Here is a 16,505-nt window from a genome sequence, read left to right on the forward strand (position 1 = left end):
TGTGGCCGGTGTGGGGGACCGGCCATATTATGTGGATTATGTAATGAATTTTTCTAAGGAATGAAAATTAAAACAATGTAAAATGAAATTATTATCAAAACAAAAGGAAAGGAAAGTGCTTGTTGTCAATGGAACAGAAACAGTTCGTATGAAGTTTGCCCGCGCGCGGAAATTTATCAATCCTGTAAACGATATCATACAGATGGGGTATACTGCACGAAAGCGTAATTTGAGAAAGACTGCAATTGGTCGGGCTATGTCAGGTTTACTGCAAAATGCCATGATAGGTACTTACCCAGATATTGTAGTGGATCCCGCAAAAGCACAGTTGAGTGCGGGTGTTAAACTGTCGCTGGGGGTAGATTCTGTCGACCGCCAACAAAAGCAAATTACCATTGTCTGGAACAGTGCTACAAATGTTTTATATCAAGATAGGGCGGACGACGCCATCATTCTCTGTGCCTATGCGGTCGAGGAGGAACTCGCTGCCATCAATAATGAAGTAGCGTTACGACAAGATGGTACATTGACCATGCAGTTACCGGATGGCATGGAAAAGCTGCCGATCCATCTTTATCTCATCGTACATGACCGAGAAAAAGCGAATTTCTCAAATAGTCAATACTTGGGGCTGTTTATATAGTCCATGATCTAAAAGTTTACTTATAAATCAAATTTTAACAAATGAAATTAGTACAAATACAAAAGCGCTGGTTTATCGAGGATATAACCTGGGCATTCACAAAAAAGCAGGAGATGGGTATCCTATCGGCCTGTCTCCTGATCTGCTTCATAGGCACTGGCCTTTTATTGCAGGTCATAGACCCCACTGCCGGTATTTTGGATATCGGCATCCTTTCCGTATTGTTCTTTGCGGTCTTAGCAGCATTTCTGCTCATCTATTGCTGCTTCTGGCTGCAGGAGTTCTTATGGAAACCTTTTAAATATTTTCGAGAGGACTTTAATTATCACTTTAATCAATTGACATCATGGCAACAGTGCATTATCTATTTTTCGGTATTTTTTCTATGGCTCTCCTTTTTGTTGGGGGTTTTAGCGATTATACTTTAGTCAGGCGGGAATTCACAAAAAATCGCTATGAATTAGGCTCTGTCTATGACAAGCCTGAAAAGTTTACTGTGCAGCAGAAAGTTCGGTCGGCTATTGTTGACATTGCAGTCGCTGAGATCGGTGTCAGTGAAATGACAGGCAATAATGATGGTAGGCGTGTGGAAGAATACCTGGCCTATACCGGGCTAGGTAAAGGTTATTCTTGGTGTGCGGCCTTTGTATCCTGGTGTTTTAGTCGGGCGGGATTATCATTTCCGCGCAATGCCTGGAGCCCCGCTCTATTTCCACTGTCCCGACGGTATACCAAGCTGCAGATACGAAGAGGAGAAGTGCGGCCAGCAGATTTATTTGCCATATATAACCAAAAGCTCGGACGAATCGATCACGTAGGGATCGTGCGAAAAAGTGACGATAAATACATTCTGACGGTCGAAGGAAATGTCGAGAATAGGGCGCTTTCCAAACGACGGGCATTGGTGACCATTTATGCATTCGCTAACTGGTTGGACTGAAAGGAGGGAGGATGTTAAGACTGTTGAATTATCTGTCGATATTATTGGCAGGTCTATGTATATTAAGTTCCTGTACTATTTTTAAGCATCGGACGGAAGAAAATCAGCATACATCGGTGAAACAGAACCGGGAGCAAGCACTAGACTTTAGTTACCGTAAAAAGGATAGTCTTTCGCGTACCTGGTATTTCTGGACAGACAGCGCTTTTCGCTTTCATCCGGATAGTGGTTTCATGGCCAGGTCGGGCGGACTGATCGCCAAGGAGTCAATGATAACTACTTTAGGGGAAAATAGATCGGCTCATACGGTCCGTAATGATGATATAGTATCTGGTTCCGAAAGAAAAACAAAGATGACACGGCTCGCACCGTTAGTATGGGTATTAGCAATTGCTTTCGTTCTGGTCTTGGTAATACTTTTTATATGCCGTAGGAAAATAAGAACTTTTTGAGGCTTCATTCAGATACTGCTCACCGCTACGTTGGGCAGCTTCGCAACGAGAAGATGGTCCAAAAGAAGATAATAGCTATAAAAGCACCTTCGGGTGCTTTTTAAGTAAATTTTCAAAAAATTATGGCGCTTGCATAACAACCATTGAGCCTTAGCGCAGGCTTTGCGCATTTAGCCTGCCGTTAATTGCATTAATCTTAATATTTTAATTTACCTTTGTGCTGAAATCTAATGTATTTAAAATATTGGCATGCTGCCAACAAGATGAAAAGCATGTCGCAAACAAGATTAAATGAATTACAACGAAATTAAAACAACCATCGATATGGGTAATGGCACCCAGATCGAATTGTCTACAGGTAAATTGGCAAAACAGGCTGATGGGGCTGTAGTATTAAAACAAGGTGATACGATGTTGCTTGCAACAGTTGTTTCAGCTAAAGAAGCGAAATCTGGCGTTGATTTTTTACCCCTTTCTGTAGATTATCAAGAAAAATATGCGGCAACTGGCCGTATTCCAGGTGGTTTCTTACGTCGTGAGGCTAGATTGTCAGATTATGAGGTATTGATCTCACGTTTGGTAGATCGTGCATTACGTCCTTTGTTCCCTGAAAATTATCACGCAGATACACAAGTTGCAATCAGCTTGATCTCTGCAGATAAAGATATTATGCCTGATGCTTTAGCGGGCTTGGCTGCTTCTGCAGCTATTGCTGTTTCTGATATTCCTTTCAATGGACCAATTTCTGAAGTTCGTGTTGCGAAAATTGACGGTCAGTTAGTGATCAACCCAAAATTGTCTGAGCTTGAAAATGCAACTTTAGAGTTTATTGTTGCTGGTTCTGCACAGGATATCGGTATGGTTGAAGGTGAAGCGAAAGAGATTTCTGAAGCTGAAATGGTAGAAGCAATTGCTTTTGCTCATGAAGCTATCAAAAAACAAGTTGCTGCTCAAGTAGAGCTGGCTAACTTAGTTGGTAAAACTGTGAAGCGTGAGTATAACCATGAGCCTGAAAACCTTGAATTGAGAGATGCTATTTTTGCAGCTACTTACGATAAGGTTTATGCTATTGCAAAATCTGCTTCTGCGAAACATGACCGTTCTGAGAACTTCGCAAAAATCGCGGAAGAGTACAGAGCAACAATGCCAGAGGAATTGGATGATGATACCGCATTCTTATTTAAAAAATATTTCCACGATGTTCAGTATGATGCTGTCCGTAACCTGGTTTTGGATGAAGGTATGCGTTTAGATGGCCGTGATGTACGTACTGTACGTCCGATCTGGTCTGAAGTGGATTACTTGCCTGCTGCACACGGTTCGGCTGTATTTACACGTGGTGAAACACAATCATTGACATCGGTTACTTTAGGTGCTAAAGACGATGAGCAAATGATCGATGGTGCTTTTATCAACGGTTATAACAAATTTATTCTTCACTACAACTTCCCTGCATTCTCTACAGGTGAGGTAAGACCTAATAGAGGTCCTGGCCGTCGTGAAGTTGGTCACGGTAACTTGGCTATGCGTTCATTGAAACAGGTACTTCCTGCAGACAGTGAAAATCCATATACGATCCGTGTTGTTTCTGATATCCTGGAATCAAATGGATCTTCTTCAATGGCTACGGTATGTGCTGGTACATTGGCACTTTTGGATGCCGGTGTGAAATTGAAAGCGCCAGTTTCAGGTATTGCCATGGGATTGATTTCTGATGAGAAAACAGGTAAGTATGCGATCTTATCGGATATCTTAGGTGATGAAGATCATTTAGGTGATATGGACTTTAAAGTAACTGGTACAGAAAAAGGTATCGTTGCTTGTCAAATGGACTTAAAAATCAATGGTTTGAAATGGGAAGTGTTGACGCAAGCTTTGGATCAAGCAAAAGAAGCGCGTTTACACATCTTAGGTGAAATGAAGAAAACAATTTCTGCTCCACGTGAAGATTACAAACCACATGCACCTCGTATCGTTCAATTGTTGATCGATAAAGAATTTATTGGCGCTGTAATCGGACCAGGTGGTAAAATTATCCAAGAGATGCAACGTGAGACCGGTGCTACAATTTCGATCGAAGAAGTTGATAACAAGGGTGTTGTTCAAGTATTCGCAGATAATAAAGCCGCTATCGATGATGCAGTAGGTCGTATTAAAGCAATCGCTTCTAAACCAGAGATTGGTGAAACTTACGAAGGTAAAGTGAAATCAATTATGCCATTCGGTGCTTTCGTTGAAATCATGCCTGGTAAAGATGGTTTATTGCACATCTCTGAAATCGACTGGAAACGTCTTGAAACAATGGACGGTATCTTCAAAGAAGGTGATAAAGTAACGGTTAAATTGTTGGATATCGACAAACAAGGTAAAATGAAGCTTTCGCGTAAAGCCTTATTGCCTCGTCCTCCGAAAGAAGACAAACCAAAGCAGGATAAACCTGCCGGTGAAGCTCCTGTAGCTGGTGCTGGACAAGAATAGGTTTATTCCTTTCAAATGATATGAAAAGCTCGCTTTAAGCGGGCTTTTTTTATGGAAAATGCTGTTAGGAACTGTTTGCTGCCCGGCGGGATGTCAAACGAATTTTGGATTTTTTAAATGAGGAGGCTGTTGTTAATCTATTCAAGCTACACCATGGTAGTAAAAGATTTAGCGGCGATTATTGGCTTGATGTCGTTATGCTGAAATAGGGGAGTAGTAAGGTTTATATGTAGATCAGAAAACAAATCAGGCTGTCGAATTGACAGCCTGATTTTGTGGTTTTATAACATGATAACACCTTTTATCTTCGCCACTTCTTTGTAGAAGTAGATCACCTGATCGGCGTCTTTTACGTTCAAGTTTACCGTAATTGAAGTATACTTACCTGTTTTGGAATCCTTAAAATCAAACTGAGCACCTGTGTCATCAAATACGCTTTGGATCTGATTGAAGTGGTCCTGATCTTTTGGTAAGATAAATTTATACGTATAGTCCTTTGGGAATGTTTCTAAATCTTCTAAGCGCTCTTTAAAAGTTTCATAGAAGTCTTTTGGATTATCACCTCCGTCAGGGATATCTTGTATATTGATGTTTTTGTAATCTGCCATGTTTTGTTTCTCCTTAAATATGTTATTAAGGTATTAACAAATATTAATCCAGTAATGTTTTACTGACAATATTTCAGTTAATTATTGTCAATGCTTGAAGGCCAATCGGCTTTGTTTTTACCAAAGTTTTTGTTTGGCGTAGCACTCATCTCGATTTCCATCTGTCCACCTTCTAAAAGCTGTGCATGTGTAATGAACGACTTAGCATAAGGTTTACCATTCAATTTGATCGATTTAATGTATTGATTTGCTTTACCTTGATTTTTAACATCGATCGCTAACGTTTTGCCATTTGGTAAATTGATGTTCGCATGTTGCATCATCGGGGATCCGAAGACATAAACACCACTCATTGCATTCAGTGGATAGAAGCCCATTGCTGAGAACACATACCATGCGCTCATTTGTCCGACGTCATCATTGCCACATAGACCAGCTGGACTGTTTGTGTAAAACTCCGTCATCGCCTTACGGGCTAGAGCTGCACCTTTCCAAGGTTGCCCAGCATAAGCATATAAATAAGGGATATGGTGATTTGGTTCGTTACCTTGCGCATATTGGCCGATTAGTCCTGAAATATCTGGAGAAGCTTCACCACCAAGATCCGATGACATGGTCGTAAAATAATCCAGTTTTTTCAAAAATTTATCTTCACCACCGAAAAGATTGATCAGACCTTTGACATCTTGAGGTACTAACCAGGTATATTGCCATGCATTTCCTTCGCAATAGTCATTCTCACGGTGTTTGGCCATCAATGGGTCGAAAGGTCTGCGGAACTCGCCATTGGCTTTTTTACCGACGAAATGACCTACTTCTTTGTCAAAATACTGCTCGTATAGTTTGTAGCGTTTTTTGAAATAGGCCGCGTCTTCTGTTTTACCTAATTTTTCGGCAATTTTATAAGCACCAAAGTCAGCAATCGCATACTCTAATGCCCATGCTACAGATTCATTCGGCATGCTGTCGATCGGAATGTAAGTCAGTTCACGAGTATATTTCAGACCATGATCGTTGCCCATGGCTGTGGTCTTAACAGCCTCCCAGACCAATGGATAATCTTTCTCGTCAATGATCCCTTTTAAGAAGGCATCCGCAATGACTGGAATCGCAGGTAATCCAACCATTGTATTGGTTTCATTGCCTTGTAAGTGCCACATGGGCAATTTACCTTGTTGTTGATAGATCGCCAACATGGTTTTGATAAAATCCTGGTTGATTTTACGGTCCTCCAAGATCGTCATCAAAGGATGAAGGCCACGGTAAGTATCCCAAAGCGAAAATACCGTATGGTTGACAAAATCCTGTTTCTCGTATACTTGTTTATCAGTTCCTAAATAATCGCCATTGGCATCGTTGAAGATGGTAGGAGCGAAGTAGGTATGGTATAATGCGGTATAAAAGATTGTCTTCGTATCTTTGTCGGCTTCAAATTGAATCTTATTTAAGGTTTTGTTCCAACGCTGATCGGCTTCTTGTTTTACTTTTTCAAAATTCCAGTTTGGAATCTCGGCGTTGATGTTGTTCAGCGCATTGGTCGAGCTTACGGGAGAAATACCGACTTTAAGTTCGATGGTTTTGTTTTTAACAGCATCAAAGAATAAAGCCGCTTTGATTGCCTGTCCTTTAAATGTTGTTTGGCCAAATTTTTCTTCTTTACCGTCGAAAAATCTTACTTTTTGTATCGGCTGGGAAGTTCTGATCGCAAAATACAATTTTTGGTCAGTTGCCCATCCTGTTGAAAAGCGATAACCAACAAAGGTCGAGTCGTTAACCTGTTTGATGTAGGTGTCTGTCGGTTTATCCCAATTGATATGGTAACCTAAGTCGACCAAAATATGTGCATTGTCTGTTTTTTCATAACGATATTGATGATAGCCAACACGTTCGGTTGCCGTCAAGTTGGCCTGTACCTGATAGTCATCTAAATAAGCGCTATAGAATCCGGGTTTGGCAACCTCATTTTCCTTTTTGAAGGAAGAGCCATAACCTGTATTCATTTTATTGAATTCCGCTGGCGTTAATTGTAATTTTCCGTTGGCTGGAACGATCATGAGGTCGTTGAGGTCACCGATACCTGTTCCGCTCAGGTGCGTATGGGTAAAACCCAAAATTTCCTGGCTTTTGTAATTGTATCCACTGCACCAGTCCCATCCGTTGAACTTGTCCCAAATCTGTGGAATTTGGGTAGGCCCTAATTGGACAGCACCTAAAGGTACATTTGCACCAACAAAGACGTGACCATGATCCGCTGACCCAATAAAGGGGTTGACATATTGTGTAAGATTTTGCTGGGCTTGCGCAAAAAATGGCAAAATTAGTGTGCCCAACACTGTTTTGAGTAGTTTATTTCCTGTCATAGGTTTTGTTCGGGTATTTGAAAACTGCTTAAAATTAGTAAATAAAACCTTTTAGCGCAATTTTATTATTATTTTAGTAAATTGTCGTTAAATTTTTTACTTTAGTAATCTTCGTAATAAAAAACTTAACAAACCTACTACTACTACATGAAGAAACGTATTCTGATCAGTGATATCGCAAAGGCGTTGGGGATTTCTGTAACTACTGTGTCCTTTATTTTGAATGATAAGGCAAAAGAAAAGCGTATTAGTGAGGCTTTGACTAAGCGGGTTCTGGACTATGTCAAAAAGGTTGGCTATAAGCCCAACGAATTGGCAAAAAGTCTCCGCACAGGGAAGACGAAGATTCTAGGTTTGATTATCGAAGATATTTCCAATCCTTTTTTTGGGAATATAGCACGTCTGATCGAAAGTAAGGTCTATGAGCAGGGCTACCGTATTATTTATTGTAGCACCAACAATGATGTAGAAAAGGCGAAGGAGTTAATCCAGATGTTTTACGATCGGCAGGTAGATGGTTTTATTATTACACCTTCCGATGGTTTGGAAGATACCGTAAAGCAGTTGCAGCAGAATAATATTCCGGTTGTGCTATTCGACCGTTATTTTCCGGGGCTTGAAACAGACTATGTTGGTGCGGACAATTTTCAGGGGGCCTTTGATGCCAGTAACCATTTGTGTCAACAAGGCTATAGACGTATCGGATTTGTATCGCTCTATTCGGATCAGACCCAAATGAAGGAGCGTTCAGATGGCTATATGAAGGCTATGGATAATAATAAGCAACAAAGTTTTATTCAAAAGATTCAGATGGATGCTTCGGATGAAGAAGCAATGGAACTATTGCGGGAGTTTATCTGTGAAAACAGACTGGATGCCGTTTTGTTCTCTACGAACTATCTGGCGATTTCGGGTTTGAAGGCTTCCAAAAAATTTAATTTTACGATGCCGGCGGTGATCGCTTTCGATGACCATACGGTTTTTAAGCTGGTCGAACCTGCTATTACGGTTGTTTCGCAGCCGATCAAGGATATTGCGGAAAATCTGATCAATATTTTGTTGCTTCGTCTTCAGGGTAAAATAAAAGCAACACGTAGAATGGTGTTGCCTTGTGAACTGAAAGTTCGTGAGTCGACTAAAGTGAAAGTTACTTCGTAGTATCGGCCACAAATTTCATTGAAATAGAATTAACGCAGTGACGCGTGTTTTTTGTCGTAAAGCCTTCTCCGAGGAACACATGGCCTAAATGCGCGCCACATCTACTACACAGGATTTCAGTGCGGCGACCATCGGCATCGGTGATCCTTGTAATTGCCCCGGGAATTTCATCATCAAAACTTGGCCAGCCACATCCAGATTCAAATTTTGACTCCGAACGGTATAGTGGGCTGTCACAACGGCGGCAGATATAAGTTCCTTTGAGCTTATTGTCTAAAAGTTCACCGGTAAAAGGGCGTTCAGTTCCCTTATGTATAATAATGTATTCCTCTTCTTTACTTAACGGGTTGAATTCTTTGTTTGTGTCCATTGTTGTTGTGTGTTTAGTCTTGAAGCTGGCTTTACTAGGAACTACGCAATAAGAATGAGCTATTCCTTCTATATAAAGATATTATTCAGATTCTTTTATTGTTAGTTTGCGACTTGACCCTGAACATCTCCATTCATTTTGAAAAAGTTCTCCATTCATCTTGATAAAGTTACGGAAATTAAGTCGAAAAAAAACCTTTTGTGTCTTCTGCGATCTGTTATTTTGAATATTTTAAATTGTCATGGAATTGTCTTATATTTGGGTAGCTATTCAAATGAAAAGTTGTAGTGATGGAACCACTTTAATAGCGTAATGTTGTTTTTATCCTTGTTTAAACGCATTTGTTTAGAATGATTATAAATTGATATTAAAGGTCACAAAATTGTCAGCGATTTGTTAATAAATCATACTTTTGTGGCATTGTTAGGGGGGTAGTGGCTCCTTTAACCATGGGAGTTAATTTTTTACATTCACAAATAAATAGTATAAAGTGCTAAATATGAGAACTATCTCATCCGTTTTGGGAAGCCTTGCGAGGGTGGTGTCAACGAGTTTGATGCTATTATTTGCCGTTACGACGTTGCATGCGCAAGATGTCAAGGAAGGTGAAAAAATCTTCAAATCTAAGTGTACATCCTGTCACGCCATTGACAGAAAAGTGGTTGGTCCTGCTTTAAAGGGGATTCCAGAGACGAAAGACGAAGCTTGGTTAATCAAGTGGATCAAGAACTCTCAGGCTTTAATTGCGTCTGGCGATGCTGATGCAGTTAAAATCTTCGAAGAGAACAACAAGCTTGTGATGACTTCTTTTACTGATTTATCTGACGATCAGATCAAGTCGGTATTAGCGTATATCACAGATGCTTCTAAGGAGAAACCGAAAACTGAAACTCCTGGTGGTGCCGGAGCTAAAGATGATAACGCATCTATGTTCATGATTTTGGGCTTGATCGCAGTTGTTGTTTTGGCTGTAGTGGTTATCGTGGTGTTGAATCGTGTGATCCGTACCTTAGAAAATGTAATTGCTAAAAACCAAGAAGCTATTGCTGCGCAACAAGAGCCAGAAGATAGCCAACGTTTTGTGAAGTTTGCGAAAGCATTCGTTAAGAACAAGAAGTTGGTTGGCTTTACAGTCTTGATGTTAGTTGCATTATTAGCTGTAGGTGGTTGGAAAACAATGTGGAACGTTGGTGTTCACCAAGGCTATCAGCCGGTTCAACCAATTAAGTTCTCGCACCAAATCCACGCTGGTGTTAACAAAATTGAGTGTCAATACTGTCACGGTGGAGCATTTAAATCTAAAAATGCGTCTATTCCATCGGCCAACGTATGTATGAACTGTCACAATACAATCACTGCTTCAGAACATTATGATGGTGAAATTTCTCCGGAAATTGCTAAAATCTATCGTGCATTGGATTGGAATCCTGATACACGTACTTACGGTAACAATCCGAAACCAATTCAATGGGTTCGTATCCACAACTTACCTGACTTTGCTTACTTCAACCACTCACAACACGTTGTGGTAGCTGGTGTTGAGTGTCAAACTTGTCACGGTCCAATCCAAAATATGGAAGAAGTATACCAATACTCTCCATTGACGATGAAATGGTGTGTTGATTGTCACAAAAAGACAGATATCAAATCGGATAACAAATACTATGAAGATTTGATTAAAGCACACGAAAGAATTAAGAAAGGTGAGAAAATGACTGCAGCCATGATCGGTGGTCTTGAGTGTGGTAAGTGTCACTATTAATAATTATTTGAAATACGCAATCTTATATACAGCTTAAATGGATAGCAATAAAAAATATTGGAAAGGTTTGGAAGAGTTAAATCAAACTCCTGCTTTCGTTGAAGGAAGCAAGGGTGAGTTTGCCGAATCTATTCCTGTAGAAGATGTATTAAACGAAGCAGGCTTGAGTACTAAAACTCCTCGCCGTGACTTCTTGAAAGCATTAGGATTTGGTTTGGGTGCTGTTTCTTTAGCGGCTTGTAACCGTACTCCTGTGCATAAGGCAGTTCCTTATTTGATTAAACCTGAAGAGGTAACTCCAGGTATCCCTAACTATTATGCTTCGACGTTCAACGGTCAAAGCATCTTGGTTAAAACTCGTGAAGGTCGTCCGATCAATGTTGAGCCTAACCCGAATGCAATTGGTTTGAACCAAGGTTTGGATTCAACGACTGCTGCTTCTGTATTGGATTTATATGATGAGTCCAAATTGAAACAGGCGCAATTGAAAGGTCAAGATGTTGAGTGGTCTAAATTGGATGGGGAAGTTGTTAAAGCTTTAAATGCAGCAGCATCTTCTGGTAAACAAATTACGATCGTTTCTAACACCGTAAACAGTCCTTCAACGTTGGCGGCTATCGCTGCTTTCGCAACGAAATTCCCGACAGTTAACCATGTACAATACGATGCTGTTTCTTACAGCGGTATTATCGAGGCGAATAAAGCTTCATTTGGTAAAGCTGTTGTCCCTTCATACAATTTTGAAAAGGCAAATGTGATTGTTTCCGTTGCAGCTGATTTCTTAGGAACTTGGTTAGCAGGTGAGGAGCATACACAACAATATGCTAAAAACCGTGATTATAAATCGTTGAAAAACGGCAAAATGTCACGTCACGTGCAATTTGAGTCTGGTCTTTCCATGACGGGTACAAATGCGGATGCACGTATCGCAATCAAACCTTCGGAAGAAGGTGCTACATTGGTTGCTTTATATAATGCAATCACTGGTCAGTCTTTGGCTGGTGCTACTGCAAACAAAAAAGCACAAAAAGGTGTCGCTCTAGCAGCGAAAGAATTGGTGAACAGCAAAGGCGCAGCAGTTGTTGTTGCTGGATCTAACGATGTCAATGTACAGGTATTGGTTAATGCAATCAACGTTGCATTAGGTGCTTACGGTACAATCATCGATTTGGATAACTATTCTAAACAATACCAAGGTTCGGATTCTTCGTTCCAAGCTTTCTTAGCAGCAGCGAAATCAGGTCAAGTTGGTGTTGCGTTCTTCTTGAATAGCAACCCGGTGTATGACTACTTCAAAGCAGATGATGTAAAAGCAGCGTTGAAACAAGTTCCTTTCACCTTATCATTTTCGCAACGTGCGGATGAAACAGCTTCTGAATTGACAGCGATTGCTCCAGCAAGTACGTTCTTGGAATCTTGGGGTGATGCGAATCCAAAAGAAGGTTTGTTCTCTATCGTTCAACCAACAATCAATCCTGTTTTCAAAACACGTCAAGTTGAACAAAGCTTGTTGACTTGGGCAGGAAATGATACCGATATGTACAACTTCGTTAAGAACTTGTGGTCTACACAAATCTTAGCAGGTTCTACGAAAAACTGGGATGCTGTATTGCAAACTGGTTTTGAATATAAAGGTGCTAAAGCGGCAACAGCTCCTGCATTTACAGGAAATGCTGCAGCAGCGGCTTCGGCAATTGAGGCATCAAGCAAAGCGATTACAGGTGAGTTTGAATTGAAACTTTATGAGCCTTCTGCACTTCGTGACGGTCGCTACGCGAACAACGCTTATTTACAAGAGTTGCCTGACCCGGTATCTAAAGTGACTTGGGACAACTACGCGGCTCTTAACCCGAAAGATGCTGAGAAATTAGGTTTGGGTGAAGATGGTAAAGTAACTGTAAAAGCAAATGGTGTTGAATTGGAATTGCCAGTTGTACAACAACCAGGTCAAGCACAAGGAACAGTTTCAGTTGCTGTAGGTTACGGCCGTACAAAAGTTGGTAAAGCAGGTAATGAAGTTGGTAAAAACGCATTCCCTTTTGCATCTATCATCAATGGTACAGTACAAGGTGTTGCTAAAGCAACTGTAGCGAAAGCGTCTGGTACTTACCAATTGGCACAAACACAAACACACCACACGATCGAAGGTCGTAACGTTATTCGTGAAACGACATTTGCGAAATATCTGAAAGATCCTAACTCTGAGGCAGGACGCTTTACAGATAATCACAAAACTTACGATTTGTGGAACAAATATGAGCAACCTGGTCACAAATGGGTGATGGCGATCGACTTGAACGCATGTACAGGTTGTGGTGCTTGTATCGTTGCTTGTAACGTTGAAAATAATATTCCTGTTGTAGGTCGTGATGAGGTTCGTCGTCGTCGTGAAATGCACTGGTTACGTATTGACCGTTACTATACAATCGAAGGAAAAGATCAAGATCTTACAAAAGAGAAAGAAATTGCAAGAGCTTCGGCTGATTTAGATTTCGAAGATATCACTGTTGTTCACCAACCGATGTTGTGTCAACACTGTGGTCACGCACCTTGTGAAACGGTTTGTCCAGTATTGGCAACAGTACACTCTTCAGAAGGTTTGAACCATATGGCATATAACCGTTGTTTTGGTACACGTTACTGTGCGAACAACTGTCCTTTCAAAGTTCGTCGTTTCAACTGGTTTGCATACTGGAATGATTCACGTTTTGACAACTACTTGAACAATGAGTTCACACAATTGGTATTGAATCCAGATGTTGTTACTCGTTCACGTGGGGTAATGGAGAAATGTTCAATGTGTATCCAACGTATTCAAGCAGGTAAATTACAAGCTAAGATTCAAAATCGTAAAGTTAAAGATGGCGATATCCAAATGGCTTGTCAACAAGCATGTTCTGCAAATGCAATTATCTTTGGTGATGCAAATGATCCAGAATCAGAAGTATCTAAAGCATTACGCAACGAGCGTGTTTATTACGTACTTGAGGAAATCAATGTTCAACCGGGTATCGGTTATATGACAAAAGTTAGAAACACTTTTGAGGCGTAATCTTGTACAATATTTGAAATAAAAATACTATGTCATCGCATAACGAATCAATATTAAGAGAACCATTAATGACCGGTAAGGACATTACGTATGCAAAAATTACGGATGATATCTTACTACCGGTTGAAAATAAACCGAATAAAGCATGGTGGATTGGTTTTACCGTTGCTGTATTAGGTGCTTTATTATGGGTAGTTAGCGTTAGTTATACCTTTTGGACAGGTATCGGCGCTTGGGGTCTGAATAAAACTGTAGGCTGGGCTTGGGATATCACCGACTTCGTATGGTGGGTAGGTATCGGTCACGCGGGTACGTTGATTTCAGCTGTATTATTAATCTTCCGCCAGAACTGGCGTAATTCAATCAACCGTTCTGCAGAGGCGATGACGATCTTTGCGGTAATCTGTGCGGCTACATACGTTGTAGCTCACATGGGTCGTCCTTGGTTGGCTTATTGGATTTTCCCACTTCCAAATCAATTTGGATCACTTTGGGTAAACTTCAACTCTCCTTTGGTATGGGATGCGTTTGCGATCTCGACTTACTTTACAGTATCCTTGGTATTCTGGTACTGTGGTTTGTTGCCGGATATCGCGACAATTCGTGACCGTGCTACTGGATTAAAACAAAAAATCTATTCTGTATTATCATTCGGATGGAATGGTTCAGTTAAGACTTGGCAACGTTTTGAAATCGTGTCATTGATCTTGGCAGGTATTTCTACGCCGCTGGTACTTTCTGTACACACGATCGTATCCATGGACTTTGCAACTTCGGTTATCCCTGGATGGCATACAACGATCTTCCCTCCATATTTCGTGGCGGGTGCGATCTTCTCTGGTTTCGCGATGGTACAGACTTTATTGTTGATCTTACGTAAAGTAATGAACTTTGAGAACTACATCACGATGTTCCACATTGAGTCGATGAATATCATTATCATGACGACAGGTTCTATCGTAGGTGTGGCTTATTTGACTGAATTGTTTATCGCCATGTACTCTCGTTCAGAATACGAAATGTATGCTTTCGAGAACCGTATGTTGGGTCCATACGCTTGGGCTTACTGGTCAATGATGACGTGTAACGTAATTTCTCCACAGTTATTCTGGTTCAAAAAAATCCGTACAAGTATTCCAATCTCATGGATCTTATCGATTGTTGTAAACATCGGTATGTGGTTTGAGCGTTTTGTAATTATCGTGACTTCATTGCACCGTGATTACTTGCCTTCATCTTGGGCAATGTTCTACCCAACTTGGACAGACGTAGGTATCTTTGTAGGTTCAATCGGATTATTCTTTACATTATTCTTGTTGTTCTTACGTTTCTTACCAGGTATCGCTATCGCCGAAGTGAAATTGTTGTTGAAATCATCTTCATTACAACATAAAACTAAATTGGCTCAAGAAGGCGCATTCCCTGAGGAACAAGTTAAGTACTTCCAAGAGTCATTAGAGAAATATGATTCAGTGACAGAAGAAGAGATTAAAGAATTATCAGTTAGAAAATAATCAGCAATGAGCAATACAAAATATATATTAGGTAGTTTTGCGGATCCCGATGAAATGATGCATGGGATCGACAAATTGCAAGCAAACAATATAAGTATTTACGACTGCTTTACTCCGATGCCTATTCACGGCATCGAAGCAAAGCTGGGTGTGAAACCTTCTCGCTTGCCTATCGCAGCATTTTGCTTTGGAGCATTAGGAACGACATTGGGTTTTAGTTTGTTGTATTATACAATGGCCTATGATTGGCCGATGAATATCGGTGGTAAACCATCTTTTGGTATACCAAACTTTGTTCCAGTTACATTTGAGGTTACGATCTTATTGTGTGCCTTGGGTATGGTTGCCACGTTTTTCTTCCGTAACCACTTATTTCCGGGACGTGCACCTCGTGTAATGGACTTGAGAGCAACAGATGATCGTTTCATCCTTGCAGTAGATGCCAATGAAAATACAGATCACGCTTTGATCGATAGCTTATTGAAAGAAGCTGGAGCTGTTGAAGTTAAGTACAATGATAGAAAATATGTTAGCTATGAATAAGAAGAATTTACTTGGAACGCTATGCGCAGCTGTGGCATTGACAGCACTTGTTTCTTCTTGTGGTGACAAAACAACTCGTAGTACAGGTTTAGAGTTTTCTCGTAACATGTACGATCCGCTTGCTTTCAATCCGGATCAACCTAATGCGAATTTTGCTGATGGAAAAACAGCACAAGCACCTCCTAAAGGTACGGATCCAATTGGTTTCACTCGTTTTGAGTATGCCAATACATTAGAGGATTATGAACGTGCAGGAAGAGAAGCAAAAAGTCCTTTGGTCGTAAATGCCGAAAATCTTGAAAAAGGTAAAGCTTTGTTCACCACTTACTGCTCTATATGTCATGGAGTAGAAGGTAAAGGTGATGGTCCTATCACAAAAGACCGTAGCGTGACTGATTCAAGAGGTACTCGTCAATTAGAGAACTTTCCTCCGCCACCATCTTATCAAAGAACAGATGCAGCGAGCTCTTCACGGGGTGGTTTGATGGCTGACTTGACTGATGGTAAAATTTACCATACAATTTATTACGGACACAACTCCATGGGATCACATGCATCTCAATTGTCTCCAGAGGAGAGATGGAAAGTTGTTATGTATGTTCACGAATTACAAAAGAAATAATCT

The 16,505-nt window shown here is 40.6% G+C and carries 14 protein-coding genes; 11 read left to right on the plus strand and 3 right to left on the minus strand.

Annotated features, from left to right (window positions below):
* The first annotated feature begins 82 nt into the window (after positions 1-82).
* The 5 genes from B2O97_RS09820 to pnp all read left to right on the plus strand — a co-directional run bounded on the left by B2O97_RS09820 (position 83) and on the right by pnp (position 4,513).
* Complete coding sequence (locus B2O97_RS09820) at positions 83-643, plus strand: DUF6266 family protein (RefSeq protein ID WP_286709430.1); 561 nt, start codon at positions 83-85, stop codon at positions 641-643.
* Between the two features lie 41 nt (positions 644-684).
* Positions 685-1,071 carry a hypothetical protein gene (locus tag B2O97_RS09825; protein ID WP_286709431.1) on the plus strand — a complete coding sequence of 129 codons (387 nt, stop codon included), beginning with the start codon at positions 685-687 and terminating at the stop codon, positions 1,069-1,071.
* A complete protein-coding gene (locus B2O97_RS09830) occupies positions 990-1,583 on the plus strand; it encodes a CHAP domain-containing protein (RefSeq protein WP_286709432.1) in 594 nt (197 codons plus the stop codon). Before B2O97_RS09825 ends, B2O97_RS09830 begins: the two co-directional genes overlap by 82 nt.
* Positions 1,584-1,594: 11 nt before the next feature.
* Positions 1,595-2,035 carry a hypothetical protein gene (locus tag B2O97_RS09835; RefSeq protein ID WP_286709433.1) on the plus strand — a complete coding sequence of 147 codons (441 nt, stop codon included), beginning with the start codon at positions 1,595-1,597 and terminating at the stop codon, positions 2,033-2,035.
* 291 nt (positions 2,036-2,326) lie between these two features.
* A complete protein-coding gene (pnp, locus tag B2O97_RS09840; protein ID WP_075991035.1) occupies positions 2,327-4,513 on the plus strand; it encodes a polyribonucleotide nucleotidyltransferase in 2,187 nt (728 codons plus the stop codon).
* A 281-nt stretch (positions 4,514-4,794) separates the two neighbouring features.
* On the opposite strand, the gene B2O97_RS09845 is transcribed toward pnp, so the two are convergent.
* Both B2O97_RS09845 and B2O97_RS09850 read right to left on the minus strand, forming a co-directional pair.
* Complete coding sequence (locus tag B2O97_RS09845; protein ID WP_070563528.1) at positions 4,795-5,121, minus strand: DUF493 domain-containing protein; 327 nt, start codon at positions 5,119-5,121, stop codon at positions 4,795-4,797.
* Positions 5,122-5,198: 77 nt separating this feature from the next.
* A complete protein-coding gene (locus B2O97_RS09850) occupies positions 5,199-7,481 on the minus strand; it encodes a GH92 family glycosyl hydrolase (RefSeq protein WP_286767325.1) in 2,283 nt (760 codons plus the stop codon).
* A 147-nt stretch (positions 7,482-7,628) separates the two neighbouring features.
* Between B2O97_RS09850 and B2O97_RS09855 the strand changes: the two genes are divergently transcribed.
* A complete protein-coding gene (locus B2O97_RS09855; protein ID WP_075991038.1) occupies positions 7,629-8,639 on the plus strand; it encodes a LacI family DNA-binding transcriptional regulator in 1,011 nt (336 codons plus the stop codon).
* On the opposite strand, the gene B2O97_RS09860 is transcribed toward B2O97_RS09855, so the two are convergent.
* Positions 8,629-9,081 carry a methionine-R-sulfoxide reductase gene (locus tag B2O97_RS09860; RefSeq protein WP_380944306.1) on the minus strand — a complete coding sequence of 151 codons (453 nt, stop codon included), beginning with the start codon at positions 9,079-9,081 and terminating at the stop codon, positions 8,629-8,631. The genes B2O97_RS09855 and B2O97_RS09860 overlap by 11 nt on opposite strands.
* Before the next feature lie 427 nt (positions 9,082-9,508).
* Between B2O97_RS09860 and B2O97_RS09865 the strand changes: the two genes are divergently transcribed.
* Genes B2O97_RS09865 through B2O97_RS09885 form a run of 5 tightly spaced genes read left to right on the plus strand, consistent with a single transcriptional unit; the run spans position 9,509 to position 16,502 of the window.
* Positions 9,509-10,771 carry a cytochrome c3 family protein gene (locus B2O97_RS09865; RefSeq protein ID WP_286767326.1) on the plus strand — a complete coding sequence of 421 codons (1,263 nt, stop codon included), beginning with the start codon at positions 9,509-9,511 and terminating at the stop codon, positions 10,769-10,771.
* A gap of 37 nt (positions 10,772-10,808) precedes the next feature.
* Entirely contained in the window at positions 10,809-13,823 is a 3,015-nt protein-coding gene (locus B2O97_RS09870; RefSeq protein ID WP_286767327.1) for a TAT-variant-translocated molybdopterin oxidoreductase, read from the plus strand.
* Between the two features lie 29 nt (positions 13,824-13,852).
* Complete coding sequence (gene nrfD, locus B2O97_RS09875; protein WP_046674137.1) at positions 13,853-15,337, plus strand: NrfD/PsrC family molybdoenzyme membrane anchor subunit; 1,485 nt, start codon at positions 13,853-13,855, stop codon at positions 15,335-15,337.
* A 6-nt stretch (positions 15,338-15,343) separates the two neighbouring features.
* The gene (locus B2O97_RS09880) at positions 15,344-15,880 is read left to right on the plus strand and encodes a DUF3341 domain-containing protein (RefSeq protein ID WP_286767328.1); all 537 of its coding nucleotides are present in this window, start codon (positions 15,344-15,346) and stop codon (positions 15,878-15,880) included.
* A complete protein-coding gene (locus tag B2O97_RS09885; RefSeq protein ID WP_376747594.1) occupies positions 15,864-16,502 on the plus strand; it encodes a c-type cytochrome in 639 nt (212 codons plus the stop codon). The genes B2O97_RS09880 and B2O97_RS09885 overlap by 17 nt, the downstream gene beginning before the upstream one ends.
* Positions 16,503-16,505: the final 3 nt, after the last annotated feature.

Source organism: Sphingobacterium sp. UBA865 (assembly GCF_002295765.1).
Classification (GTDB): domain Bacteria; phylum Bacteroidota; class Bacteroidia; order Sphingobacteriales; family Sphingobacteriaceae; genus Sphingobacterium; species Sphingobacterium multivorum.